The following is a 24,601-nucleotide window of genomic DNA, read 5'->3' as shown; positions in this document are numbered from 1 at the left end:
TCGGACTATTCGTCTTCCGGCTTGATATAAGAAAAGATCCCCGTACGCAGATCATTATGAGCGCGATCCCTCTCCGCGCTGTCTTCAGCCAAAAGATGTACGTATGCATCCTGCGAAGGTTTCAGCGCTGGCATCGGGGTCTTGTCATTCGACATACCCTGGTGGCCAAGCCAAAGAACCGCTTCGCTCTTCTTGTCTGTGATCAGAACCAGGTTCTCCGCGTAGTCAGCAACCTCCTCCGGAGAGATCCGGGTAAAGAGGTAACGATGGCCAGAGGCGCCAGACCAGTACTTGAACTGACTGCCCGCTCCTAACTCTTCTGACACCCGTGGAGACGTTCCACTCGGCAAGTGATCATCAAACAACGAGTACTGCAACGCACTCTCCTGATTTCTCCTGCTACTTCCCATAGTACTTTATAGAACAAACTGCGAACATATTACAAGTTGAGCCAGAGCATTGTCAAAAAAGAAGCCGCCTTTAAGGCAAAGGCGGCCTTCTTCCTTTGAAACATCTGATTTCCACGCAAAATCTTTATTTTTTCTTATATTCTGCCTGTCGTGCACGGGCTTCTTTAATGATGATGTTATCTGGCGTCGCTTTTTCAGCCTCATCCAGCAAACGATCCGAAGCACCTTCGATGCGTTCCTGCAAAGTTTTGAAGAACTCATCAGGCTGCAAGCCCGGCTGGATCGGCTCAAGGAACTCACCTGTGATCGTACCAGGGAAACGGAAGAACCGGCGGCGCGGCCAATACACACCAGAGTTAAGCGCAACTGGAACAACCGGACAGTTCAGCGTCTTGTAAAGGTGCACAATGCCGTACTTGTACTGCGGCTCAGCCCCTGCAGGGCGGCGCGTACCTTCTGGATAGATAACGATGTTCCGGCCTTCAGCAATCGCCTCAGCAGCCTTCTTGGACATCTCTGAGAGCGCTTTGCCCTTCTTACCGCGATCAACTGGGATCTGGCGGAACTTCATCAGGTACCAACCAAAGAACGGAACGTAGCGCAGTTCCTTCTTCAGAATATAAGTCGGCTGACGGTAATACTCTGCAAGCGCAAAAGTTTCCCAGGCAGATTGGTGTTTGGAAACAATGATACAGCCTGTGTCAGGGATGTTTTCCAATCCCTTCACTTCAGACTTTACCCCTGCAACCCAACGCAGCAAGAACTTTTCTGTCCGTGCCCAGAACGGAATAAGCCACCAGCAATACCGAACAGGAAGCACAAACAGGAACATACATGCCAGCATGATGATCAAGGTGCTGATGTAAAACAGCACGTTGAAGAGAATAGAACGCAGGACGATCATAATACCTTCACAACCATATCCGCATGGCCCCCGCCAAAGCGAATTCAGAGTTTACTTTACGAAGTTAAGAGGAGTGTTTTACCGGAAAGACAGTATCCAGCTCAACTCGCAGCCGAACGAGGATATACTTCACATATTCGCGCAGGAGAAGCTTTGTTATTGAAGAACTTTCATACCAATGCTCCAAATCCAGCTCTTTATGGTAGACAGGACTTGGATAAAGGTCAGCTTCTGGCAGGCGAACCTGCAATTCTGCCAATGCTCTAGGCATGTGATAGGCGCTGGTTACCACCAGCAGCGAGTTGAACTGATTTTTTCTGACCCAGCTCGCCGTTTCCTCAGCATTTCCGATCGTGTTAAGCGCTTTCCGGTCCAGATCAACGCAGCAATCAAACAGCCACATACGCTTGGAGTTAAGCCGAGCAATCTGCTTAGCACTCGTCGACGGATGCACACCGGAGATCAAAAGCCGCTTTGCGCTACCGGTCTCTAGCAGATCCAGACTCTGCGAAATCCGGTCACGACCACCCGTCAAAACAACAATGCCATCCGCGTGCTTCGGAACAACAGCCTGAACAGCAGGCTGCAAAACTTCCACAAACCACAGGAAGCCAGCGGCAAATGCAACGGAGCAAATCAGAAACAACAGAAAGAAGAAACGGACTGCGCGCCGCACAAACGACTTCCGGCCAGAACGCTTCCCAGCGCTGGCTGATACCGGTTCTTGCTCACCGGGTGCTTTAAAATTGGCCGCAGTATCGCGCGTATTCAAAGAATGCTCCATGATGTGGCTACATGCTTATAGCCACAAACCTGAACGAATTATTTCCTGACTACATATCAGAACTGGCGAAAATGGGAAGAAAACGGCGCTTAATCCATATTTGCCAAATGTCTGTGGACAGCGAGACGGGATGTGAGCGCAGTCAACACCGCCACCAGAGCCACAACGGCAACAACGCCAAGATAACCAATCGTGCCCACCTGAGCCGATCCAAACAACGCCTGCACCTGGTTTCCGCTTACTGAGGTCACATCGGAACTTCCAAAGAAACCGATGATCAGGAAACTGACAGCCGCAATCGTGCCGCCAATGATTCCGCCTTTAAGCCCAAGCCACAGGAAGTGCCGCTGAAACTCAGAAGCAATAAAGCTGACTTCTGCCCCAACAAAGTGGAGCACTTCCACCACATCCTTGTTGCCGGACATCGCTGCCTGCGTCGCAAAAATGACGGAGAGCACCATAGAAAACAGCACGAGCACCAGAATACCAAAGCCCACCAAAACCGCAGTGTTTGCCATGGCTGACAGCTGACGGTTCCAGACGCGGTGGTCATCAACCGATGCAGCCCGGATGTCCTGCTCAATCTGCGCTTTCATCTCGGCAAGATCCAGCAGTTCAGGATCATTGATCTCAACCAGAACCAATCGCGGAACCGGCAGTTCCTCAAGCTCCAACCCGGCGCCCAGCCATGGTTGAAGCAATCCTTTGGTTTCCTCATCAGAGAGAGCACGCGCTTCCCCGACACCCGGAAACTCTCGAACCAGCGCCAATGTGCGATCAATCTCCTGCAGCATGTTTACGCCATCAGCAGGACGGATCTGCACCGTCACTTCACGCACCAGATCATTGGTCCAGTCATTGGCCGCATCATTGACGATGGCCACAAAACCAACCGTCAGACACGCCAAAAAGCTCATGATCGCTACAACGAGCATGAGCGCCTGACCAGATATCGCCTGCGGAGGAACAATCGGAGCTGGCTTTTCTCGGGAACGAAACTTCAGCGGAGAGGGTTTAGCGGGAGCAGCCTTTTTGACCGGACGCCCACCTTTGCCCTTGCCTTTCGGCGGCCCTTTGCGAGGCGGTCCAGGTCTTTTCTGACCAGCTGGCGCTCTCTTGGGGCCTGACATAGGCGGCTCTCGTCTTTGCTGAGTATCAGTCATGAACAGCCAACCGCCCGTCGTTGAGAATAAGATGTCGAGCTTCCACCTGCTCCAGCAGATGGAAATCGTGGGTCGCAATCACCACGGAGGTGCCAAGCCGGTTCAGCTCAATGAACAAACGCAGCAAACGACGCGCCAGTGGCGGATCCACGTTACCCGTCGGCTCATCCGCCAACAGAACTTCTGGCCGCGTAATCAACGCCCGCGCAATCGCAGCACGCTGCTTTTCACCGCCAGAAAGCACCGGTGGCAGCACATGCATACGGTCACCCAGCCCCACCCACTTCAGCAGATCAATCACGTCCGGACGATACTCTGCATCGGACTTCCCTGCCACGCGATGCGGCAGAGCCACGTTTTCGTAGGTGGTCAGATGGTCCAGCAAGCGGAAATCCTGAAACACCACACCAATCCGCCGACGCATCGAAGGCAGCTCTGACTTGGTGATTTTGGTGGTGTCCTTACCAAAAACGGAGATCAGCCCGCGTGTCGGGCGCATGGAGAGAAACAGCAGACGCAGCAAACTGGTTTTGCCAGCACCTGAAGGACCAGTGAGAAACTGAAAAGATTGCGGCTCAATGGAAAAGGTCAGATCCCGAAGCACTTCAGGGCCCATTCCATACCGAAGTCCCACATTCTCAAAGCGTATCACCGAAAATTCCCCTAGCAGACGTGAGGTTCCGCCTTATCAGAACAATGAGGCCAAACTCGTGCAAATCACTCTAAAAAATAATTTTCTCGCGTTCAATTTTAGAGTGAGATTACCCCTGCAAATTTATGCGAGCCTGTTCCTTTGGATATCCCTTGAATAAATTAACACTTCATTAAGCATATAAATGCCCTGATAGGTTCAAGAGAATTAGTTTAGGCACTCAATCTAACTCCAAGCCCCTGTATTTAGGCTAGTCAAAGCCTGCCCTTTTGAGTACTTGTGAGTATATTGCATATCTGGTGGCTCTGAGACGTATTCCCAGCCTGCTCTGCGGAGAGAATACGCTAGAAAATGAAGGATTTAAGCGGTTTAGCCAATCCATATTAATGGCAAATCGCTTTGGACCACGCTCGATGAAAATTATCTGCCCTCAATGTAATACTGCCTATGAGATCCCCGCTGACAAGGTTGGAGACACTGGCCGCAAAGTTAAATGCGCCAGCTGCAACCACATCTGGCATGTCTCACGCGAGGAAGAAACAGCAGACGACTGGGCTGAAGCCCTGGGCGCACAGAGCGAAGTACACAACAATTCAACACCCGATGACGACCGCAAAGAACCCTCCTTTTCCGAAGGTTTCGACGAAACCGATTGGGCCGGTATCGGAGAGAAAGCAGAGCGTCACGAAGCATTCTCTGAAGAAGATCTTGCCGTAAAACCCAAAGAAGACTCTTCAGATTCAAATGGTTCTAAGGATGAGGACACCAGCGAAAAGTCCGCAGCCGGTGCCAGCAATTCCTATGAAGCCTCTGAAGATCCAGCAGGTTCTGACGAGGACAAAGCAGAAGACAAGAAGAAATCTGAGGGCAAATCCCAAAAGCCCAACGGAAGATCTAGAAAAAAAACTAAGTCATCCCGCAAATCAGGTGTTATAAGCGCGAAAGGCCTGCTGGGAGCGAGCCTTCTTGCTGCTTCACTCGCACTCTGTTTTGCAGCGGTGCAATACCGTGAATCTGTAGTAAGAACCTTCCCCGATTTGGCTGGTCTTTACCAGTTGGCTGGTATGACCGTAAATCTGCGTGGTCTTGTATTTAAGGATCTGAGAACCTTCCGTGAGGTTGAGGACGGCTCTGTCGTGCTTGTTGTGGAAGGCTCTGTAGAGAATATTACAAGAAGCGAGACGTACATTCCGGCGATCAAGCTGGCCTTACGCTCTCAGGATACGCAAGAGATACACTCCTGGATTGTTGAGCCAAGAGAAGATTGGCTTGCACCAGGTGATAAAACACGGTTCAGAGCTCGGTTGAATAATCCGCCAGAGCGAGCCGCCGACATTCAATTGCGCTTTGTTGAGCGCCAAAAGAAAAGAGCGAGCATTAGATGACCGGTAACCCGGAAATCCGCGTGCTGTTTGATGAAGAAGCTATTGCTGGTCGCGTAAAAGCGATCGCAGAAGCTATCGCACAGGACAACCCTCACAACCTCCTCCTCGTAGCAGTCTTGAAAGGGAGCTTCATTTTTGCAGCTGACCTTGCTCGTGCTTTGCACAGAGTAGGTTCCGTTCCGGAAATGGAATTTTTACACCTTTCAAGTTATGGAAGTGGGACGGTGTCGTCAGGAGAGATCAAAGTCCTCCGCGATATCCAAAGCGATGTAACCGGACGCGACGTCATTTTGATTGATGACATTCTCGAATCTGGTCGCACACTCAAGTTTGCACGCGACATGATCGCCGATCGTGGAGCCAAGTCTGTCCGGATAGCTGCATTCCTGGACAAGCCTGGTCACAGAAAAGCCGATATCCAATCGGATTACACGGGCTTCGATTGCCCGGACAAATTCGTTGTCGGCTATGGCATGGACATGGGGCATGCATGGAGACAGTTGCCATTCATCGGCTACGTGCCGCAGGAAGGTGACGAGTAAACGAGGGGGGCTATAATGGCTCACATACTTCTGACGGAAGACGATGATGCGGTCCGCGCCTTTGTAAAACGTGCATTGGAGCTGGACGGGCACAAAGTGACCGCCGTGGAAGATGGCGCCGAAGCCGCTCTTGTGCTGCTGCAACAGCAGGGCAAGTTTGACCTTCTGCTCTCCGACATCAGAATGCCGGAGATGGATGGGATCGAACTTGCTATGCAAAGCAGCGCTCGCTATCCGGGCCTGCCAATCCTTTTGATGACCGGTTACGCAGACCAGCGTGAACGCTCTGAAGAAGTCGGCAAATGCGTGAAGGACGTTCTGACCAAACCATTTTCATTGGTAGAAGTTAGAAAAGCCGTCACCACAGCTTTGGCAGGTGAGGAAGAAAGCTCTCCGCAATCCGCTTTTGCATAACGCTGAAAAGCGTCATCCGGTTTTCGGATAAAGAGCCCAATAAAGTTTCTGAAACGCGATCCCTCCCCGAGCGATCGCGTTTTGTGTATCTACGCTTAGCTTTGAGCCTGAAAGCTGTACAAATCTACAGTTTCCTGATCTTCTATCTGCATACTTTATCTCTGATTTTGAGCGAGCTTTTCCATGGAAGATGCATCAGCAGATAGTGCTGAACCTCCAGTGCTATCCCAGGCATTAGAAGAGCTGGATGACCCGGCAGCACCAATCTCACATGCCTTAAAGCACTACGCGGCAAGCCGGATTTATCAGGCTATTGAAAGCTGTTTCGCACATTGGGAAAACGTTCCGGACTTATGCAACGCTGATCTCTATTTTGATTACCTCAACGCCTTGGAAGAATTGCAGGACCGTCGAGACTTCCTGCTGGCAACCCAAGGCTATCTTGCCCACTTGCAAAACGCTCATACGCTCTTCATCGACTTCACGCTTCAAAAGAACGCCAGCTTTGGCTTCTGGGCCCGCCCTCTGCCAACTTCAGCAGCAGAACCTCATAATCTGGTCTGGACAGTTTACAGCACCACAAGAGCAGATCTGCACCTCGGAGATGTGATCAAAGAGGTCAACGCACTCCCTGCAGATGAGTTCTTCTTGCACTACACAAAGTTCGTCAGTGCTTCAAAACCAGAAGCGGCCACCTATAATCTCTTGCGGGGGTACAGCTTTCTCTTTCCAGATCAGCTTGATCTCACCCTTGCTGATGGCAGAAAACTGCAGGTCTCCCGCAAAGAAGCAACAAATCCGTCCCAGCACCAGAACAAGGCTAAGCTCGACACCACAGGTAAGCATCCACGTCTGATCATCGGCAGCTTCGCAAAGCCAGAGTTTGAAGAACAGGCCCTCACCTTCCTCAGTCAGCTCGACAACCACTCACCTCTGATCCTCGACCTGCGCGGCAATGGTGGTGGAGATACACCTATGAGGCTGATGAAGAAACTTTGCCTTGCGCCAATCCCGATCTGGCAGGAACGCACACCTCAGTTCACAGCACTGGAAAAAGCACAGCAAAGCTTGGCTGCATTCCAAAACGGTAAACTCTCTGCACACCACAAACAGCCCAACGCCCAAACCACGACCATGAACCAGCTCACAAACGGTGAAACCATCCCGGTCGATACCGAGCCCTTCCGAGGACAACTGATTGTTTTGATTGATATTGGCAGCTGCTCAGCAACCGAGGACCTTCTGATCCCACTCAAACATTCCGGCCGCGCAACAATCATCGGCGAGGCATCCGCAGGCTCAACCGGCCAGCCCTACTTCGAAGCCCCCTTGCCCCACACTCAACTGATGGTCTCCACCAAACGAACAGCCTTTCCGGATGGCACCCAGTTCGAAGGCATTGGCGTCCAGCCAGACCACCCGGTCATGCCCACCGCAGAAGATATCCAGCAAGGCAAAGACCCGGTACTGGCACTTGCACAGCAGCTAGCGGCAAATACCATTAGCGCCTAACTCGGATCACTTGGCCGCTTCTCATAAAACTCGAGAGTATGCAGGCTCATGTCGGCGTATTCGAAGAGCATCTCGCGGGAGAAGCCACGGCGCACGAGCACGTAGAGCCCTTCAATGATCATCACATAGAAGATCAGCAGCTTTTCGATGTCATCAGGGTCTTTCAGCTCGCTTTTCAGATCAACGAACTTCAGCCGGAAGTGCTTGACGCCTTCCTGATAATACATCGCGAACTTGGCCAGCAGCTCCTCGTCAAACAACGTCATGTTGTCCAGCACGCAGAACTTATCAGCATGCCTGCTCTCACGATGGTTTATGCAGATATCGATGAACTCATAAAGCACCGCCTCAACAGCAGCACGCAGGTTGGAATGCAGGGAGATGGTGCTCTTCAGCTCAGCAAACACGCTGTTAAGCCACCACATCAGCATCGCCGCACAGAAGTCATGCTTGGTGGTGAAATGCTCCTCCACATAAGCCCGATGCGGACCGCACGCCTGATAGAAGTCCTCCATGGAACACGCTTCCAGCCCCTTGAGCACAAACACCCGGATGCAGTCGTCCATCACGTCTTCGATGATGTGCGCCAGAACTTCAGGTTTGCATGGGTCTGTGCTCATGGAGCGAAGTATAGGAACTAAAGCAGGCACCACAATGAAGGAGCCGCCAAATGGCAAAGAAAACCAGAAGGAGCAGTATCGAGGTCAATCCAGTTTTCTAAGCATTCATTAAAGCATCCCGAAGCCGCCGATCAGTAGCGCTTCATCAGCCGTTCCAGATACTCCAGCTCAAGCTGCGGACGGTCAGGATCAGAAAGTCGGCGGCGCAGTTCTTCCAGAATACGTCGCGCCCGCTGAACCTCAATCTCATCAGGCACTTTCACCTGACTGCCAAACTCAGGTCCTTCCACACGGCGCATACGCCCCAGTGGGTCTTCATTAAGCGGAGAGTTGGTTGCCTGCCCTCGCCCACCAGATTGTCCGGCAAGCTGCTCTGCGAGCTGCTGAGCGCCTTTGCGCAGGGATTCCAGCGCCTGACTCTGCTCAGAAACAGCCTCTTCAGCCTGTTGAGCCCCCAGCGCCTCTCCAGCATCCTCCATGGAGTTGCCTGCGCTATCCAGATCCTTGCTCGGCTTGGCGCCACTATTGGCCATCTTATCGAGCAGTTTCTGCAGGTCATCAGAAAGGTTGCGCTGCTGCTGCTGCAAATCACGGAAGGCTTGCTGCGCCTCCTCATTGGTCATCTCACCGCCCTGACCACGCTTGTTCTGCTGCTCATTACGCTGACCGGGCCGACGCTGCTGGCTGTCCGGATCAAACCGATGCGTCTCATCCATCAGATTGCGCTGTTTCTGGATCATCTCACCAAGGTCTTCCAGCGCCTGCAACATCTCCTGCTGCTGTTGGCTTGGGGCCTGTTGCTGCTGCTGCGCGTTCTGCATGTTCTCCAGCATCTGCTGCATTTGCGCCAACAGTTCACGAGCCGCTTCCAAAGAGCCAGTTTTCGCCAGCTCTTCCATGCGTCGCAGCATATCATCCAGATCGCGAGGTGTGATCTGCTGGGAGTTCTCATCCATCGGCATCTGGCCAAGCTGCTGCGGGTTCTCGCGCATCTGTTGAGCCATGGATTTCAGATAATCATCCAGCGCCTTGCGCAGATCACTCATCAGCTCAGCAATTTCCTGCTCCGAAGCACCCTGCTCCAAAGCGCGCCGCAAGGCTTCCTGCGCCTCACGCAAAGCTCGCTCAGCGGCAGACAAGCCACCATCCTCAATGGTCAGCGCCACATTCCAAAGCACGTCCAGCATATCCGTCAGCTGCTCATCCGTCTTGGCGGCAACCAACTCGGCATAGGCAAAGCGCAGCGGCAGATAAGAACCTGCATCATCGATGAACCGCTCCGGTGCAATCATCAGCACGTCCAGCGCATCCACCACCTGAGGGTAGCTTTCAACATTCATTGCCAAGTTACGGCGCTGCTCCACAACAGCACGGGCCAAAGGCTTGTTGAACCGGCGCTCCGGCAGCTTGATGTAAACCGGCTGCGAGCGACCTTCCTGTTCAGCCTCATCCCGGGCAACCAACACAAGCGCCACTTCAGACCCAGCCCACGGATGCGCAGTCAGATCCTGAAAAGTCTGCCCAACCGCCATCTTGGAATCTTTAGGCGGCAGGCTCAGATTGAACCGCGGCGCCTCCACCAGAGAGCGCCCCTGTTCTTCATCATCCCCGCGCTGAACCTTCTCCATGATCGCTTCGGCAGAGACCACGCGGTAATCATCCTGCACCAGATAGGTCAGCTTCAAACTGCCGGAAAGCTGTTCTTCGGGATCATCAAACAACCGAATGCGCGGTGGCAAATCCGGACGAATGGCGATCTTCCAGGAGTAAGTCGGCGAGTCATCCTGCAAAATCTGCAGACGTCCACTGGAGTTCAGCGGAAAGCGCCATTCCGTCGTTGTCAGCTCTTCAGAACCTTCACCAGCACCGGATTGCACCCGTTCCGGTTCCAAAACTTCATGACCACGAGAGGAGAAATAGATAACCGAGAAATCGCCCGTTCCCTGCGCCCGAACCAGCACCTCACTGCCACTGGCAATGGAAAGTGCGTCTCGGGAATCCCTCAGCTGATTGGCATCCCCACTTAGGAACACAGGCGCTTCACCCGTATAAGCCGGCGGCGTCACCCACGCATCGATACGCGCAGGCAGAACGCTGCCCACGCCCTGAGACTGGAACGGCGCCAACAGGCTGGACCAACGGTTCGCATCCGAAACAGAATAGCCAACCACCAGTAACATAACGGCAAAAACCCGCAGAGCGTAAGGATCTTTGGTAAAGCCACGCGGATTAACACCTCCAACGCGCAGGTTCTTCAATCGCTCACGCAGCCGCTTTTGATGGGCAGACCAAAGCGCCAGCGCTTCCTCGTCATCCATCCCGGTTGCCTGCTCATCTTTGTAGGAGAGCAAAGGTCGGTGCGGCAGATCACTGGCAAGCTCAACCTTGCGCAATCCCTCCGCCTCACTGGGCAGTCTGAGACGTAAAAGCGGGTAGCAACTCCAGATGAAAACAGCGAGAAACAGGATGGAAACAAAAGCAGAGCCATAAAACCCAAGCAGCTGCCACAGCCCTAAGAAGCTGACAGCCACATACAGACAGGCAACAATAAGCGGCATCTGAATGGCAGGCCAGAACCGCTCCCAAAACAAATAAAGCCGCGCTTTAAAAGCCAGCCTTTTCAATCGATAGGGTAATCTTTGAGAAAACAGGGACTGCCACAGGCCGGATGCCACGGAGCCATCGCCATAATGCTTCTTATGCTCTCGCAATTCACTTGCTGAAGCTATGGCATTCTTTAGGTTTTTATTGCCGCCATTCTCATTCTGATGGGTCACATAGGCCTCGCTAACCGCCGCCTGCTTTTTCTTTTAAGCATACGGCGATTAACGTAGATCAGCAATCTGGCAAACCTAAGGGGCTTTCAAACAGAGTTAAGCCTTTTCAACCCAGTTCGGCACAACGTCTTGATTTAGTAACTCATCGTAGCTCGGGCGCTGACGGATGATCGCAAACTTGTCGCCATCAACCAGAACTTCAGGCACCAGAAGACGCGTGTTGTACGTGCCAGATTGGGTCGCACCATAAGCACCGCAGGAATAAACCGCCAGAAGATCACCTTCCTCAAACTTCGGCAATTCCCGGTCACGAGCAATGTAGTCACCGGTTTCACAAACTGGCCCAACAACATCCGCCAGCATCTGCTCACCATTTTGGCGCTCTTCGCTCACCGCACCAATGTCATGGTGTGCCTCATAAAGGGTTGGACGGATCAGATCGTTCATCGCAGCATCCACGATGACGAAGTTCTTCGGTTCACCTTCTTTGCGGTAGATCGTTTCGGTTACGAGAATACCGGCGTTTCCTGCAATCAGGCGGCCAGGCTCAGTAATCAGCGTAACGCCAAGACGCTCAATGTGTTTACGAACGATCTTTGCGTATTCCGTTGGCAGCGGCGCTTCAATTCCGCCTCCATAAGGAATGCCAAGACCACCACCTACATCAAGGTGCTCGATCTCAATGCCATCTTCCTTCAGCATGCCAATCAGCACACCAAGGCGTTCCAAAGCATCATCAAACGGACCCAACTCAGTGATCTGAGAACCGATATGCATGTCCATACCGGTCACTTTCAGGCCCGGCAGCTGCGCAGCTTCATTGTAAACAGCACGCGCACGGTCCCAAGCAATGCCAAACTTGTTCGCAGCCAGACCAGTAGAGATCTTAGCATGGGTCTTCGCGTCAACGTCCGGATTGATGCGCAGAGAAATTGGCGCAGTCTTGCCCATCTCAGAAGCAACTTCAGAAAGACGCTTCAGCTCAGGCTCGGATTCCACGTTAAAGCACAGGATGCCTGCGTTCAGCGCAAAGCGCATTTCCTGACGGGTCTTGCCAACGCCAGAGAACACGATCTTGTTCGCAGGAATGCCCGCTTTCAGCGCCCGACGCAGTTCCCCTTCAGAAACAACGTCCGCACCAGCGCCAAGCTTAGCCAACACCGTCAGAATGGCGATGTTGGAATTCGCCTTCATTGCATAACAGGTCAGATGATCTATCCCATCAAACGCACCGTCAAAAACCTTGAAGTGACGCTCAAAGGTTGCGCGGGAATAGCAGTAAAATGGGGTTCCAACTTCCGCTGCAATTTCAGTCAGCGCAACGTCTTCAGCGTGAAGCACGCCATCCTTGAACTCAAAGTAATGCAATGTAGGTCCTCTGCGCTGGCTCTGCCCAGACGGGCTTAACGAACCAGTCTAAAAATTGAAGTCTGGATCATCTTCGTCCGCACCGATCAGCGGATCAAGAAACAGACTTTCGTCCTTCTCATCCGGAATCTGCGGCGCAGGAGCATCATTCAGGGGTGGCGGTGCACCATCTGCAGTCGCCCGAGCTTGGCTTGGCGTTTCCAAACTGCCTTTACGCCCACAAGCGGAAACACTCAGACCGAGTGCAACAATTGTGAGGCCAATCAAAAGCTTGGAACTACGGCTTTTTGTAATGTCTTTCATGCCTTGCGAGCTCATGTTTTCTCTGCTCCAATCTGGATGATTTTACCAAACCAGAAATTCGACCTAATGACTGACTCGGACGAACCCGAGCCCACTCTAAGTTTTATTTCTGCACCGTAACAACGGTGACTGCAAGATCATCCATGGAACAGACTTACTTTTCCGTCTTCTGCTCACGCTCAAGCTGCTTCAGCCAACGGCGGGATTGCTTGCGCACATTCACCGGGCTGGTGCCGCCATAAGAGACACGGCTGCGAACAGATTTATCAACGGAAAGAACGCTGTAGACATCGTCAGTGATCTTCGGCTCAACGCTCTGCATCTCTTCCAATGTCAGGCGATGCAGGTCTACGCCCTTATCGACAGCCATCTTAACAAGTGCACCAGTCACATGGTGAGCGTCACGGAATGGCATGCCAACCACACGCACACACCAGTCAGCCAGATCAGTCGCAGTGGAGTAGCCAGAACCCGCCGCTTTCTTCAGCGTTTTCACATTCGGCTCAAGGTCACGCATCATGCCGGTCATGGCTGCAAGCGCCAGAGACAGGTTTGGCAGAGCGTCAAACGCCTGCTCTTTGTCTTCCTGCATGTCCTTGGAGTAAGTCAGCGGCAGCCCCTTCATCATCACGAGAAGAGAGTTCAGCGCGCCATAGATACGGCCCGTTTTCGCACGGATCAGCTCAGCTGCATCCGGGTTCTTCTTCTGTGGCATGATGGAAGAACCGGTCGAAAACTTGTCGGAAAGCTTGATGAAACCGAACTGCGCAGAACACCAAATCACGATTTCTTCTGCCAGACGAGACAGGTGCATCGCACAGATGGAAGCATCTGCCAGCGCCTCAATCGCAAAGTCACGATCGGAAACACCATCCAGAGAGTTCGCTGTTGGGCGGTCAAACCCAAGTGAAGCCGCAGTCATCTCACGATCGATCGGGAAGGATGTACCAGCCAGCGCCGCACAGCCCAGCGGGCTCTCATTCATACGCGCACGCGCATCCTGCAAGCGGGAGCGGTCACGAGAGAACATTTCTACATATGCCATCAAGTGATGGCCGAATGTCACCGGCTGCGCAGATTGCAAGTGTGTAAAGCCCGGCATCACAACGGCAGCGTGCTCTTCAGCCTTTTCAACAAGAGCCTGCATCAGGTCTGTCACCTGTGCCTCAAGATCGTCCAAAGAGTCGCGTACCCAAAGACGGAAATCTGTGGCAACTTGGTCGTTACGTGAACGAGCTGTATGAAGACGGCCAGCGGTCGGGCCAATCAGTTCTGCCAGACGCGCTTCGATATTCATGTGAATGTCTTCAAGCGCACGGGAGAAGGTAAAGGTGCCTTCCTCGATCTCTGACAGAATTGTGTCTAGACCCTGAGCTATCTTTTCGGCATCTTCTGCGCTAACGATGCCCTGTGCAGCCAACATGCTAACATGAGCCTTGGATCCGGCTATGTCTTGTCGGTAGAGCTTACGATCAAAATCGATGGAAGCATTAATCTCTTCCATGATTGCATCTGGCCCTTCCGCAAAACGGCCCCCCCACATGCGGTTGCTCATGTCTAGCCTCATTATGATTTGGGTTTAATATGAAGAAACTGACAGTTACCGGAAAGTTCGGCCTCGGAAAAGGGCTTATTGCAGCATTAGCTGGATTTGTCGTCGTAGGCGGAGCTGTATGGGCGCTTAATCAGCAAAAAAGTGAGGATCCACAAGCCCTCGCCTGCTCTTCTTCAATGAATACCGCAAAAAATCTCAAGGGTTTGACCACAGGCGAAGTCGCCGCTTTTCTGCCTGCTGAGAAGCCTCTGAATCTGTCTGAGCTGAAATTCAACGATGCAGACGGCAACCTCATCACCATGGCGGATCTGAAAGGCACCAAACTGCTCAACCTCTGGGCCACGTGGTGCGCCCCTTGCCGCAAAGAAATGCCTCATCTGGACAAACTGCAGCGTGAAGCCGGCAACGAAGAGTTCAACGTCATCGCTGTGAACATGGATCGCGGCGAAAACAATCCAAAACCGCTGAAGTTCCTGAATGATATCGGGGTGAAGGATCTGGCCTACTTCTCAGACCACACCATGAAGACCTTCAACGACCTGCGCACCAAGGGCAAAGCTCCAGGCCTGCCAAGCACAATCATGATCGGTGAAGACGGCTGCGAAATCGGCACCATGTTCGGCCCTGCCGACTGGGCAGCGCCAGAAGCCTTCACCCTCGTTAACGCCGCACTGGCCGGACAAAAAGAACACAAAACCGCTCAGGCAAATTAAAGAGCTGAAGAGCTTGCCTCAAATTCTCTGAAGCAGGCTCTATCGCATATTGCCAAAAGGCAGACATCGCTTTTCGGTTAGAGATACTAACTCACGTTTGTCGTATCAGTCGCGCAGACCCGCAACCGATGCCCATCAGGATCGGTTGCAACAAACGTGTAGCCAAAATCCAGATCGACAGGTTCCATGAGGATAGGAATGCCCTTCTCTTTCCAAAGGGCATAAACCTGATCTACCTCTTCCCGGCTCACATCACTCAGCGAAAGCTCAAACCCTCCAAAGGATGGTTGAGGTTTCGGATCAATCCCTTCCGCGGATTGTAGCCCGAGAGTGACATCCTCTCCCAAAGAGAACAGAGAAAACTCCTGAAACCTCTCAATCGGGCCACTTTGCAGGACGTCCGTATAAAACTCGGTGCTTTTCTCAACGTCATCGACATAGAGAATAACGCTATTGGGCTTAAACATGCTCACACCCCGTTATCTTGAAAATCAAAGAAACAAACAGATTGCTGCAACCTCAGAATAGCCTTTGCACCGAGCAATATCTTTGATCTTACCCCTTACCCGGCACCGGACGATCCCTCATCCGCATCAGGCCTTCCTGAACGGCAGAAGCCACCAGAACGCCATCCCGCGTATAAAGGCTGCCACGGCTGAAACCACGGCCACCAGCTGAGCGTGGGCTATCCTGCGTGTAAAGCAGCCACTCATCAAAGCGGAAATCGCTGTGGAACCACATGGCATGGTCCAAACTCGCCACCTGCAGATTTGGCACAAACACGTTGATGCCATGCGGGAACAGGGCCGTATCCAACAGCGTCATATCCGAAGCATACGCCAGCACGCACTGGTGAATACGTGGATCATCCGGCAGCTTGGAGGCCGCACGTACCCAAACATGCTGCACCGGCTCCTGCTTCTTGCGAGAGAAATACTGCCCGAGATCCAACGGACGCAGCTCAATCGGGCGCTCCCGCTTCCAGTATTTCTGAACCGGCTCCGGCGCCTTGGAGATCAACTCATCGGAGATTTCGGAGATAGGCATCAGGTCTTCCGGCATTGGCACATCCGGCATCTCAATCTGATGCTCCATGCCCGTCTCAACGCGCTGGAAGGAAGCGGACATGGAGAAGATCGCATGGCCATGCTGGATCGCCACAACGCGCCGCGTGGTAAAGCTGCCACCATCGCGAATACGGTCCACTTCATAGATGATCGGCACCTTCGGATCACCCGGACGCAGAAAATACCCATGCAGCGAGTTTGCCTGCCGCTCTGCGCCAACCGTACGGGAGGCTGCAACGAGGGCCTGACCAATCACCTGTCCACCAAATACACGCTGCCAGCCGCTTTGTGGACTTGTCCCGCGAAACAGATTTTCCTCTAATTTCTCCAGATCCAAAAGGTCCAGTAGATTTTCAACAGCCTTCGTCATTGCAGACAAACCTATTTTTGTAGTGATTTCGATTGCATGTGAGTAGTGTGGCGCTATATCGATAGTGTCAACGATCAATTGGGCTAACCTAATGGTTATCGGGCAAACGATTACAGGAAACAGTTCTATGAGCAAGAAGCAAACCGCCACTGAAGAGCTTTATGACGTCACCATTGGCGGCGGCGGTTATGTTGGCCTCTCGCTCGCACTTGCTTTGAAGCAATCAGAACCTTCCATGAAAGTCGCCCTCGTCGACCTTCGCCCACGTTCAGCAATTGAGAACGATCCACGCTCCTCCGCCATCGCGGCAGGCGCCGTTCGTATGCTCGATCAGCTCGGCATCTGGTACCAGCTGGAAGACGAAGCCCAGCCAATCACCGAAATGATCGTCACAGACAGCAAGCTGCACGACAGCGTGCGCCCTGTCTTCCTGACATTTGCAGGCGATGTTGATGAAGGCGAACCCTTCGCTCACATGGTGCAGAACAACCACATGGTCGGCGCATTGCATGATGCAGCCACAGATGCTGGTGTTCACATCTTCGCACCAGACAGCGTCAAAGACTTCGCCGTCGAACCGGCTCACGTCAACATCACGCTTGGTAGCGGCAAAACCATCCAGTCCCGCCTCATCGTGGCAGCAGATGGCGTGCGCTCCAAACTCCGAGACCTGGCAGGTATCCACTGCAACCGCTGGAGCTATAACCAGAGCGGCATCGTCACCACTGTCGCGCATGAACGCCCACACAATGGCCGCGCAGAAGAACACTTCCTGCCATCCGGCCCATTCGCAATCCTGCCACTGAAGCGCAACCGCTCTTCCATCGTCTGGACCGAAAAAACCAACGAAGCCAACCGTCTGGTCAATGGCGATGAGTTCACCTTCGAGATCGAGCTGGAACGCCGTTTCGGTCATCATCTGGGTGAAATCAAACTGGATGGCCCACGTCAGGCCTTCCCGCTCAACCTCGTGCTGGCCCGCTCCTTCGTCACCAACCGCTTCGCTCTGGCAGGCGACGCTGCCCACGGCATCCACCCAATTGCAGGACAGGGCCTCAACTTCGGTTTCAAGGACGTTGCAGCCCTTTCAGAGGTGCTCGTAGACGCCCACCGTCTCGGCCTCGATATCGGTGCAGCACACATTCTGGAACGCTACCAGAGCTGGCGCCGCTTCGACACTTGGCAGATGGGCATGACCACCGATGTGCTGAACCGACTGTTCTCCAACAACATCGATCCTGTCCGCGCTGTCCGCGATCTCGGCCTTGGTCTTGTTGAGCGTATGCCATTCCTGAAAAAGCACTTCATCGGCGAAGCAGCAGGCATGGCCGGCCCTTCCCCAAAACTGCTCCTCGGCAACCCGCTTTAATCCTGTTTTAGGTCATACACGTGAAAGACAAACGCTCCATCCTCATCACCGGATGTTCCACCGGCATTGGCTATGCCGCCGCGCACATTTTGAGAGACAGAGGATGGCAGGTCTTTCCCACCTGTCGCAAACCCGAGGACGCAGACCGCCTGCGCTCAGAAGGCTTTGACGCCTTCCATTTGGATTATTGCGATACCGAATCTATTCAGTCCGCCGTTGAGTCAGTTCTGGAAATCACAGGCGGCCGCCTGGATGCCCTCTTCAACAACGGCGCCTACGGCCTTCCCGGCGCTGTTGAGGATCTTCCAACAGATGCCCTGCGCCGACAGTTTGAAACCAACTTCTTCGGCTGGCACGAGCTGACACGCCTCGTCATTCCGATGATGCGCAAACAAGGCCATGGCCGCATCGTACAATGCTCTTCCATTCTTGGTCTCGTCGCAATGGACTACCGCGGCGCCTACAACGCCACCAAGTTCGCTCTGGAAGGCTACACCGACACCCTACGGCTGGAACTACATGGCTCAGGCATACAGGTTTCCTTGATCGAACCGGGTCCGATTCAATCCGAGTTCTCCAAAACCGCCGTCAAAATGTTCTTCAAGGAGATCGGCGAGGACGCCAAAAACGCCTCTCATTTCCGCGAAAGCTACAACCGCCGCCTCACCATGCTCGCCAAAGGCGGCACCACAAAGTTCAAGCTCCAACCCGATGCCGTAGTCAAAAAACTCACCCACGCCATCGAGGCTCCCACTGCAAAGGCCCGCTACTACGTCACCACCCCAACCCACATCATGGCCTTCCTCCGCCGCATCCTGCCAACATCACTGGTAGACGTAATCCTGAGAAGCTCAGCGAAGTCGGAGGAGTGAATAGTGCCGGCAAAGGCAAGTAGCTCTCAAAGTTTTCAGAAGTTGAACTTTGCCTAACTTTAGGCGGAGCGCGCAATTTTACCTGGTGATTGTCGTCACAATGTTTCATTGTAGAAACAATAATTTACTGTGTTTGTTTTGCAGGTTTGCGGATGAAAACTGTTCCATCACGGTCCAAGTACACGAGCCTTAAGGCTTTACTGCTTCTCATGTCGTATTTCATATCTAATCCAACTTACGGTTTTGATATTAAAACCGTAATGGAAGCTGCCCAGCAAGGTGATGCGGTAGCACAGTTCAATTTGGGGCAGATATACAGAAATGGACTAGGCATCCCTCAAAACCTCACAGAAGCAGCTGAGTGGTATCGCCGCTCAGCTAAGCAGGGCCATGCTGAGGCCCAATATAACATTGGGCGAATGTACGAAGTTGGAAGAGGTGTACGTCAAAACTATACCGACGCTCTTAAATGGTATCGACTTGCAGCAAAACAGAACATTGCCGAAGCTCAGCATAACCTCGCAGTAATGTACTCTTCGGGAAAAGGAGTGCCACAAGACTACGCCAAAGCAGCAGAATTCTTCATTCTGGCTGCAGAGCAAAGTTTGGTTGGCTCTCAGTTCAACCTAGGACGCATGTACGACAAAGGTGTCGGCGTACCACAGGATTACACAGAAGCGGCTGCTTGGTACCAATTTGCAGCAAAGCAAGGAGATGCTGAAGCTCAGCAGTTTCTCGGGCACAGATACGAAACAGGCAAAGGTGTTCAGCAAGATTACAAGAAAGCGGCAGAATGGTACCGGCTTGCAGCCGGACGAGGTCAGGCTATCGCTCAGCACAATCTAGCCTCGTTATATGTCAGCGGAAATGGCGTTCTACAAGACTATACTGAGGCAGCAAACTTGTTCCGCCTTGCCGCGAACCAAAGCTTTGTTGATTCACAGTTCAATCTTGGACGGCTCTACTACACAGGAAAAGGCGTAGAACAAAACTACGCTCTTGCGGCCAAATGGTTCAGACTTGCAGCGCAGCAGGGTGACGCTGAGGCCAAGTTTTTCCTTGAGCAGATGTACGCAAAAAGCCAAGGCCTGCCGTCGCTTAGTCATAGATAATAGCACTTTCCGCTTACCCCCTGAAACGGCAGCTATAATCAAATTTTAAAATTGTAATTTCTGCTATTGTTTAAGCCACGCAGATTCGGGGGGAAGTATGCAATTGCGGCAGTTGAAGTTAGCTCTGGCAACTTTGGTCATCTTATTGCCCGGCCAAGTCATTCTCCCGGCCTATGCAGAGGACTTCAAAACCATCTCGGCATCCGCCGAGCAAGGTGACTTTCATTCTCAATACAAACTTGGAATTCTCTACGAAGAGGCACAAGGTGTCCCTCAGGACTATACCAAGGCTGCAAATTGGTTTCGCTTAGCCGCTGAGCAAGGTCACGTCAGCGCTCAATACCGCCTTGCCGACTTGTATCACAAAGGACGAGGCGTCCCTCAAAGCTTCAAAGAAGCCGAAAAATGGTATCAGCTCGCAGCTGACAAAGGGCATCCAAAAGCGCTAAGTGAGTTGGAGTACCTCTTCAATAAAGGACTAATCGGACCGCAAAGCGATGACAAAGTCACGATGTGGACTTTGCATAAGGCCAAACAAGGTTATGCCTCGGCCCAATATAGACTTGCACTCCTGTTTCACGACGGAAAAGGTGTACCAAAAGACTATAGTGAAGCTGAAAAATGGTACCGTCGCGCCGCATCAAATGGCCATAGCGGAGCACAGCTGGAACTTGGCTACATGTACGCTAATGGACAAGGTGTCCAACAAGACTATCAGGAAGCTGAAAAATGGTATCTCAAAGCAGCAAAACAGGGAAACGCTGACGCCCAACTTGAGCTGGGCCATATATATGCCGACGGAAGAGGAGTATCACGAGATTACGAAAAAGCCAAAGAATGGTACGTTCTAGCAGCCTCACAAGGGAATATGGGTGCACACCGAAGTCTGGACCAAATTTCCAATCTTGGCGAAGATCTGAAGCAGCATTATGCCGATATCGCGAAGGACTATCGTAAAGCTGCAGAGAAACACCTCGCCGGGTTCCATTATAGCCTAGGTCGCACTTTCACCAACGGCATAGGAACCTCGCAGAACTACCCCAAAGCTGCAGAAAAGTTCCGTCTGGCCGCAGAGCAAGGGCATGCCAACGCTCAGTTCAATCTAGGCCGCATATACGAAATCGGTCTGGGCGTAGACCAGGACTACAATGAAGCTTTGAAGTGGTATATTCGTGCGGCAGAGCAAGGGGTGGTTGATGCGCAGTATAACCTCGCAGTTATGTACGCTAATGGGACAGGAATATCCCAAGACCTGGCAGAAGCCGCGGCGTGGTATCACTTCGCCGCAAAGCAAGGCCACCCAGACGCACAGTATAACCTCGGGTTCCTTTATGCCACTGGACAAGGGGTAGAGCAGGACGAAGCCACAGCTGCAAGGTGGGTCCGTCTCGCCGCTAATCAAGGCCATGCAGAGGCTCAATATCGGATCGGGAGAGCCTACGAAGATGGAGTTGGTGTAGAGCAAAACCACACTGAAGCTGCAAACTGGTATTACCTCGCCGCAACGCAAAACCATGCCAAAGCACAGTTCGCCTTAGGGAGAGTTTACGCCATCGGTCTGGGCGTACCACAGGACGAAGTTGAAGCTGCAAAATGGGTCTTGCATGCCGCAGAACGGGGCTATTTAGAAGCCCAGTATCGTATCGGTCTTGCTTTTTACAAAGGCAGCGGAGTTAAGCAAAACATTGAACGTGCCTATATCTGGTTTTACATCGCAGCAGAGAACGGCAGTAAACCTGCACTCAAGGTCCAAAAAGAAGCAGCAGATCACCTGAATGCAAATGAGATAGAACAAGCCGAACGCAAAGCCAAAAACCTCATGAAGAATCTCAAAACCAACACTCAATCAGACCCAACCAAAGCACCAATAAGGTTCAAATTCCTTCCCGTCGTGCCCACTTAAACCACAACTAAGAAAAAGACGGAGGAGTAAGAGCAACTACTCCCAAACACTTCGTCGATCTGTTTTCTTTTGAAAGCCGGAAGCAAAGGATTTCATTCGTGCTTTTAGAAGCACATGGCGTCCCTCAGAACTGCGAGTGTAAACAAGGTCCGAACGACCCACGTTGTGCTCCCACCTCTGCGCAAAATACTCGGCATTCTTTTTTGATTGCCCGATCAGCTTGGGAACTGGATGATAATCCGTTCGGGAAAGGCCAAAAAGTCTGGATGGGCGAACAAGCAAATAGCGCGGATTATCTGACGGGCCCAGAACCTCCTGCATTGCCTCTAGAAACTGGCGGGTTTCCGATGTGGTGGCTCCCTCCAGCCGACAATATACAATCCCTGAGCCTTTCTGAACTGATTGAAAACGTAGGTGTTTGGGGTTGGTCCTCACGACGCCCATGAACCTCAAGGTCTCCAACACACTCTGCCCTACCTGCTCAACAGAGTTCTCAATTGTTCCATTTCGAACTGTGAGGCGAAGAGCCTTCATAAGCTCAGGACCAATATAATAGGCTAATAGTAATGCACCTACGATAAGCATCACTGGCAAGCTCATCCCATCTCGATACCCCGCCAAGATTTGAGCAATCAAGAATATAACAATCCAAAACGTTGAAAACAGCAGAAACCTTAGGGTATTCAGAAGCATAAAGCCTTCAGGCCCAGAGTTTGTGACTACATTCTCACGCATTTCAGGGCGTGGACTCGACCCAACAAGCGCTGCCTTCCATTTGTCATGAAGGGATGCTCTCGCCGCCGCCCTACTTAGCATTAGCTGATTAAGCTCATCGACTGAACCGGCGCGCCATTTTACCTTCGCAAGATCGAGCCGCCGTACCCCATTTTCAATCACCGGGGGCTCACTGTAAGTCACCCCTTCAAAGGCACGAAATCGTCTCTTTAAGAGATTTATGTCTTCTCCCAGATCTTGTGACAGATCATCAAACGGGTCTGGAGCATATTGCTTGGACGCTTCTTTATCTTCGTCGCTCAGATTGAGCTGCTCCCTCAAACTTTTCAGATCAACTGAAGCAAGGTGCCAGATATTTGCAGTCTTGTCTGGTTGTTTCGGATCAATACGAATTGCTCGCCCTCTCATCTGAGTAGAGAGCATGAATGATCCGACAAAGCTGGCAAGTATGAGCGCATTAACTGAGGGTGCATCCCATCCCTCACCTAGCAAGGCTTGTGTGCCCACAAGCGTCGTTATTCCACCTGCGTTAAAAACCTCTGTTATCAAGTGGACGATGCGTTGTTTCTGCTCGCCGGAGATATGCACCTGAACGAAAGCCGTATCATGGGCCAACTCAGAAAACCGGATATGTGTGGGGTCTATATGACTTTCCTGTGCCACTCTCTCCAATATTGAGACGGCACTTTTCGGGATGATGATCAGGGATCCAGTCAACACACCAAGCTTAATCTTGGAAATTCCCTCACGCCGCAGGTACTCAAAAATCGGAACAACTCCGATTTTCTTAATCGGGCGAATAGTTTCTGCGCTGGATGGAAGCTCAGCAGCCCGAATATAGTCCGCCAGAATAACCAATCGCAGATTATTCCCAAGACTGGTTGCTTCCGCTCGTGTGATCTTTTCTATGCCTTCCATCTTACCCATACTTGAGGCAAGCAGCTTCTTAATTTCCTTGGTGTTGCTGATCCTGATCTTCTTGCGCTCAATAGCACCTAAGCTCTTCAGTTCTCGGCGCATTCCGGCCAACAGATCTTCGTATTCTGAAAAGTCATCGGCATGCGTGTAAAGAACGTTCGTGAGCAACACTTCCAGCCAAACATGATCGAACTCAGGGATATTGGAACTCTGTGCACCCAAAATCTGCAAGGCAGCATCAGGAGGTGGAAAACCGATCGCATTCAGGAAAATGATAATGGATGAGAAGTACTGCGGTTCTTCCAGAATATCGTCTACACATTGATCCGTATCGCGCACCCAGGGGTGCTTAGAGATTGCTTCCAGAAAGCGTTTGCTGGTTACAAGCTTCCGATAAAACTCGGAGATACCTCGCTTGAACTCCCACAGTTTGCGGGCTTCATTCTGTGTTGGCAGAGCAAAATAGACATAATCCTGATGGGGGCACAGATCACCACGCTTAACCAGTTCAGGAACGGAGATTTCTGCATCGATTGGACCGCACAGTTCCTCATATTTTTGCCATTCCCTGTAGTCCACATCATAGGGAGGAGAAGCTGTTAGCGAGACTATCTTTGGTTTAGATAAGGTACCTTTCAGCTTGATAAGCGCCTTCCACCATTCATTCCGCAAATGATGTGCTTCATCAAGCACCAGAACCTGAATGTTTTGTGCTGCAAGAAGAGCGTTTATATCAACAGACTTGGAGCATTTGATCTGCGGTTTATCATCTGCTTCGTCTTCAACATCCTGAAGCTCTTCATCAATGTCTTGGTTTGAAAATGCAGCGTGAAGCGCTTGATAGGTAATAACAGTCAGAAATCTAGGGTTCCTGATATCCTTAGAAATCCAACTTGGCTTCTCAACACCGTCAGGCAAGAACATGGATGTCAGACGGTCTATCCATTGGTTGCGGATTGTTATTGTTGGAGCAAGGATAATAGCAGGCTGCCCTATCCGCCTCATAACTTCTAAACCAAGAACAGTTTTGCCTGATCCCGGTGCAGCAACAACATGCAAATGATCATCATCCAGGTGAGTATCCAGTTCAGCAAGAACACGCTCTTGATACTCACGCCATGATGCTTGGAATTTCAGTTCATTAAACGACATG

The 24,601-nt window shown here is 52.0% G+C and carries 22 protein-coding genes; 9 read left to right on the top strand and 13 right to left on the bottom strand.

What is annotated here, in order from left to right; all coding sequences use genetic code 11:
• Positions 1–5 precede the first annotated feature (5 nt).
• From PJE062_RS15775 to ftsE, 5 genes are all read right to left on the bottom strand, one after another.
• Positions 6–377, bottom strand: coding sequence for a hypothetical protein (locus PJE062_RS15775; RefSeq protein ID WP_208608887.1), 372 nt, complete (start codon positions 375–377; stop codon positions 6–8).
• 157 nt (positions 378–534) lie between these two features.
• Positions 535–1,314 (bottom strand): 1-acyl-sn-glycerol-3-phosphate acyltransferase, encoded by a 780-nt coding sequence (locus PJE062_RS15770; protein WP_008550395.1) that lies wholly within the window; start codon positions 1,312–1,314, stop codon positions 535–537.
• A 64-nt stretch (positions 1,315–1,378) separates the two neighbouring features.
• On the bottom strand, positions 1,379–2,086 hold the full coding sequence (locus PJE062_RS15765; protein WP_208608888.1) for a YdcF family protein: 708 nt from the start codon (positions 2,084–2,086) through the stop codon (positions 1,379–1,381).
• A gap of 101 nt (positions 2,087–2,187) precedes the next feature.
• Complete coding sequence (locus PJE062_RS15760; RefSeq protein ID WP_037037258.1) at positions 2,188–3,228, bottom strand: ABC transporter permease; 1,041 nt, start codon at positions 3,226–3,228, stop codon at positions 2,188–2,190.
• Between the two features lie 25 nt (positions 3,229–3,253).
• The gene (gene ftsE, locus PJE062_RS15755; RefSeq protein ID WP_037037255.1) at positions 3,254–3,913 is read right to left on the bottom strand and encodes a cell division ATP-binding protein FtsE; all 660 of its coding nucleotides are present in this window, start codon (positions 3,911–3,913) and stop codon (positions 3,254–3,256) included.
• A gap of 269 nt (positions 3,914–4,182) precedes the next feature.
• Here ftsE and PJE062_RS25835 point away from each other — a divergent pair, with 269 nt between their 5' ends.
• The 4 genes from PJE062_RS25835 to PJE062_RS15735 all read left to right on the top strand — a co-directional run bounded on the left by PJE062_RS25835 (position 4,183) and on the right by PJE062_RS15735 (position 7,766).
• Positions 4,183–5,298, top strand: a complete 1,116-nt coding sequence (locus tag PJE062_RS25835) for a zinc-ribbon domain-containing protein (protein ID WP_157039193.1) — start codon at positions 4,183–4,185, stop codon at positions 5,296–5,298.
• The gene (gene hpt, locus PJE062_RS15745; protein ID WP_008550534.1) at positions 5,295–5,840 is read left to right on the top strand and encodes a hypoxanthine phosphoribosyltransferase; all 546 of its coding nucleotides are present in this window, start codon (positions 5,295–5,297) and stop codon (positions 5,838–5,840) included. Before PJE062_RS25835 ends, hpt begins: the two co-directional genes overlap by 4 nt.
• A gap of 15 nt (positions 5,841–5,855) precedes the next feature.
• Entirely contained in the window at positions 5,856–6,254 is a 399-nt protein-coding gene (locus tag PJE062_RS15740) for a response regulator (protein WP_008550372.1), read from the top strand.
• Positions 6,255–6,437: 183 nt separating this feature from the next.
• A complete protein-coding gene (locus PJE062_RS15735; RefSeq protein ID WP_008550604.1) occupies positions 6,438–7,766 on the top strand; it encodes a S41 family peptidase in 1,329 nt (442 codons plus the stop codon).
• Here the strand turns inward: PJE062_RS15735 and PJE062_RS15730 are convergent.
• The 5 genes from PJE062_RS15730 to argH form a co-directional block, all read right to left on the bottom strand.
• A complete protein-coding gene (locus PJE062_RS15730; RefSeq protein ID WP_008550357.1) occupies positions 7,763–8,386 on the bottom strand; it encodes a TetR/AcrR family transcriptional regulator in 624 nt (207 codons plus the stop codon). The two genes, PJE062_RS15735 and PJE062_RS15730, sit on opposite strands and share 4 nt — an antisense overlap.
• 131 nt (positions 8,387–8,517) lie before the next feature.
• Positions 8,518–11,163 carry a TIGR02302 family protein gene (locus PJE062_RS15725; RefSeq protein WP_008550318.1) on the bottom strand — a complete coding sequence of 882 codons (2,646 nt, stop codon included), beginning with the start codon at positions 11,161–11,163 and terminating at the stop codon, positions 8,518–8,520.
• A 96-nt stretch (positions 11,164–11,259) separates the two neighbouring features.
• The gene (gene lysA / locus PJE062_RS15720) at positions 11,260–12,531 is read right to left on the bottom strand and encodes a diaminopimelate decarboxylase (RefSeq protein WP_008550368.1); all 1,272 of its coding nucleotides are present in this window, start codon (positions 12,529–12,531) and stop codon (positions 11,260–11,262) included.
• 48 nt (positions 12,532–12,579) lie between these two features.
• A complete protein-coding gene (locus PJE062_RS15715) occupies positions 12,580–12,849 on the bottom strand; it encodes a lipoprotein (RefSeq protein ID WP_008550189.1) in 270 nt (89 codons plus the stop codon).
• A 139-nt stretch (positions 12,850–12,988) separates the two neighbouring features.
• Positions 12,989–14,389 (bottom strand): argininosuccinate lyase, encoded by a 1,401-nt coding sequence (argH, locus tag PJE062_RS15710; protein WP_008550290.1) that lies wholly within the window; start codon positions 14,387–14,389, stop codon positions 12,989–12,991.
• 29 nt (positions 14,390–14,418) lie between these two features.
• On the opposite strand from argH, the gene PJE062_RS15705 reads away from it, so the two are divergent.
• Positions 14,419–15,102: a TlpA disulfide reductase family protein gene (locus PJE062_RS15705; RefSeq protein ID WP_008550307.1), complete on the top strand. Its 684-nt coding sequence runs from the start codon at positions 14,419–14,421 to the stop codon at positions 15,100–15,102.
• An 86-nt stretch (positions 15,103–15,188) separates the two neighbouring features.
• On the opposite strand, the gene PJE062_RS15700 is transcribed toward PJE062_RS15705, so the two are convergent.
• Positions 15,189–15,569: a VOC family protein gene (locus tag PJE062_RS15700; protein ID WP_008550624.1), complete on the bottom strand. Its 381-nt coding sequence runs from the start codon at positions 15,567–15,569 to the stop codon at positions 15,189–15,191.
• A gap of 88 nt (positions 15,570–15,657) precedes the next feature.
• The gene (tesB, locus tag PJE062_RS15695) at positions 15,658–16,539 is read right to left on the bottom strand and encodes an acyl-CoA thioesterase II (RefSeq protein WP_008550619.1); all 882 of its coding nucleotides are present in this window, start codon (positions 16,537–16,539) and stop codon (positions 15,658–15,660) included.
• Positions 16,540–16,666: 127 nt separating this feature from the next.
• On the opposite strand from tesB, the gene PJE062_RS15690 reads away from it, so the two are divergent.
• The 4 genes from PJE062_RS15690 (at position 16,667) to PJE062_RS15675 (ending at position 21,795) form a co-directional block, all read left to right on the top strand.
• The gene (locus tag PJE062_RS15690; RefSeq protein ID WP_008550227.1) at positions 16,667–17,908 is read left to right on the top strand and encodes a ubiquinone biosynthesis hydroxylase; all 1,242 of its coding nucleotides are present in this window, start codon (positions 16,667–16,669) and stop codon (positions 17,906–17,908) included.
• Between the two features lie 20 nt (positions 17,909–17,928).
• The gene (locus tag PJE062_RS15685) at positions 17,929–18,780 is read left to right on the top strand and encodes an SDR family oxidoreductase (protein WP_008550477.1); all 852 of its coding nucleotides are present in this window, start codon (positions 17,929–17,931) and stop codon (positions 18,778–18,780) included.
• 152 nt (positions 18,781–18,932) lie between these two features.
• A complete protein-coding gene (locus PJE062_RS15680; protein ID WP_008550497.1) occupies positions 18,933–19,892 on the top strand; it encodes an SEL1-like repeat protein in 960 nt (319 codons plus the stop codon).
• Positions 19,893–19,989: 97 nt separating this feature from the next.
• Positions 19,990–21,795, top strand: a complete 1,806-nt coding sequence (locus PJE062_RS15675) for an SEL1-like repeat protein (protein ID WP_008550733.1) — start codon at positions 19,990–19,992, stop codon at positions 21,793–21,795.
• 36 nt (positions 21,796–21,831) lie between these two features.
• Here PJE062_RS15675 and PJE062_RS15670 read toward each other — a convergent pair whose 3' ends face one another.
• Positions 21,832–24,600 (bottom strand): DEAD/DEAH box helicase family protein, encoded by a 2,769-nt coding sequence (locus PJE062_RS15670; protein WP_008550119.1) that lies wholly within the window; start codon positions 24,598–24,600, stop codon positions 21,832–21,834.
• Position 24,601 lies beyond the last annotated feature (1 nt).

This window comes from Pseudovibrio sp. JE062 (assembly GCF_000156235.1).
In the GTDB taxonomy this organism is placed as follows: Bacteria; Pseudomonadota; Alphaproteobacteria; order Rhizobiales; family Stappiaceae; genus Pseudovibrio.
Note: the sequence above shows the minus strand (reverse complement) of the source record. Positions and strands in the feature narration are given on the sequence as shown.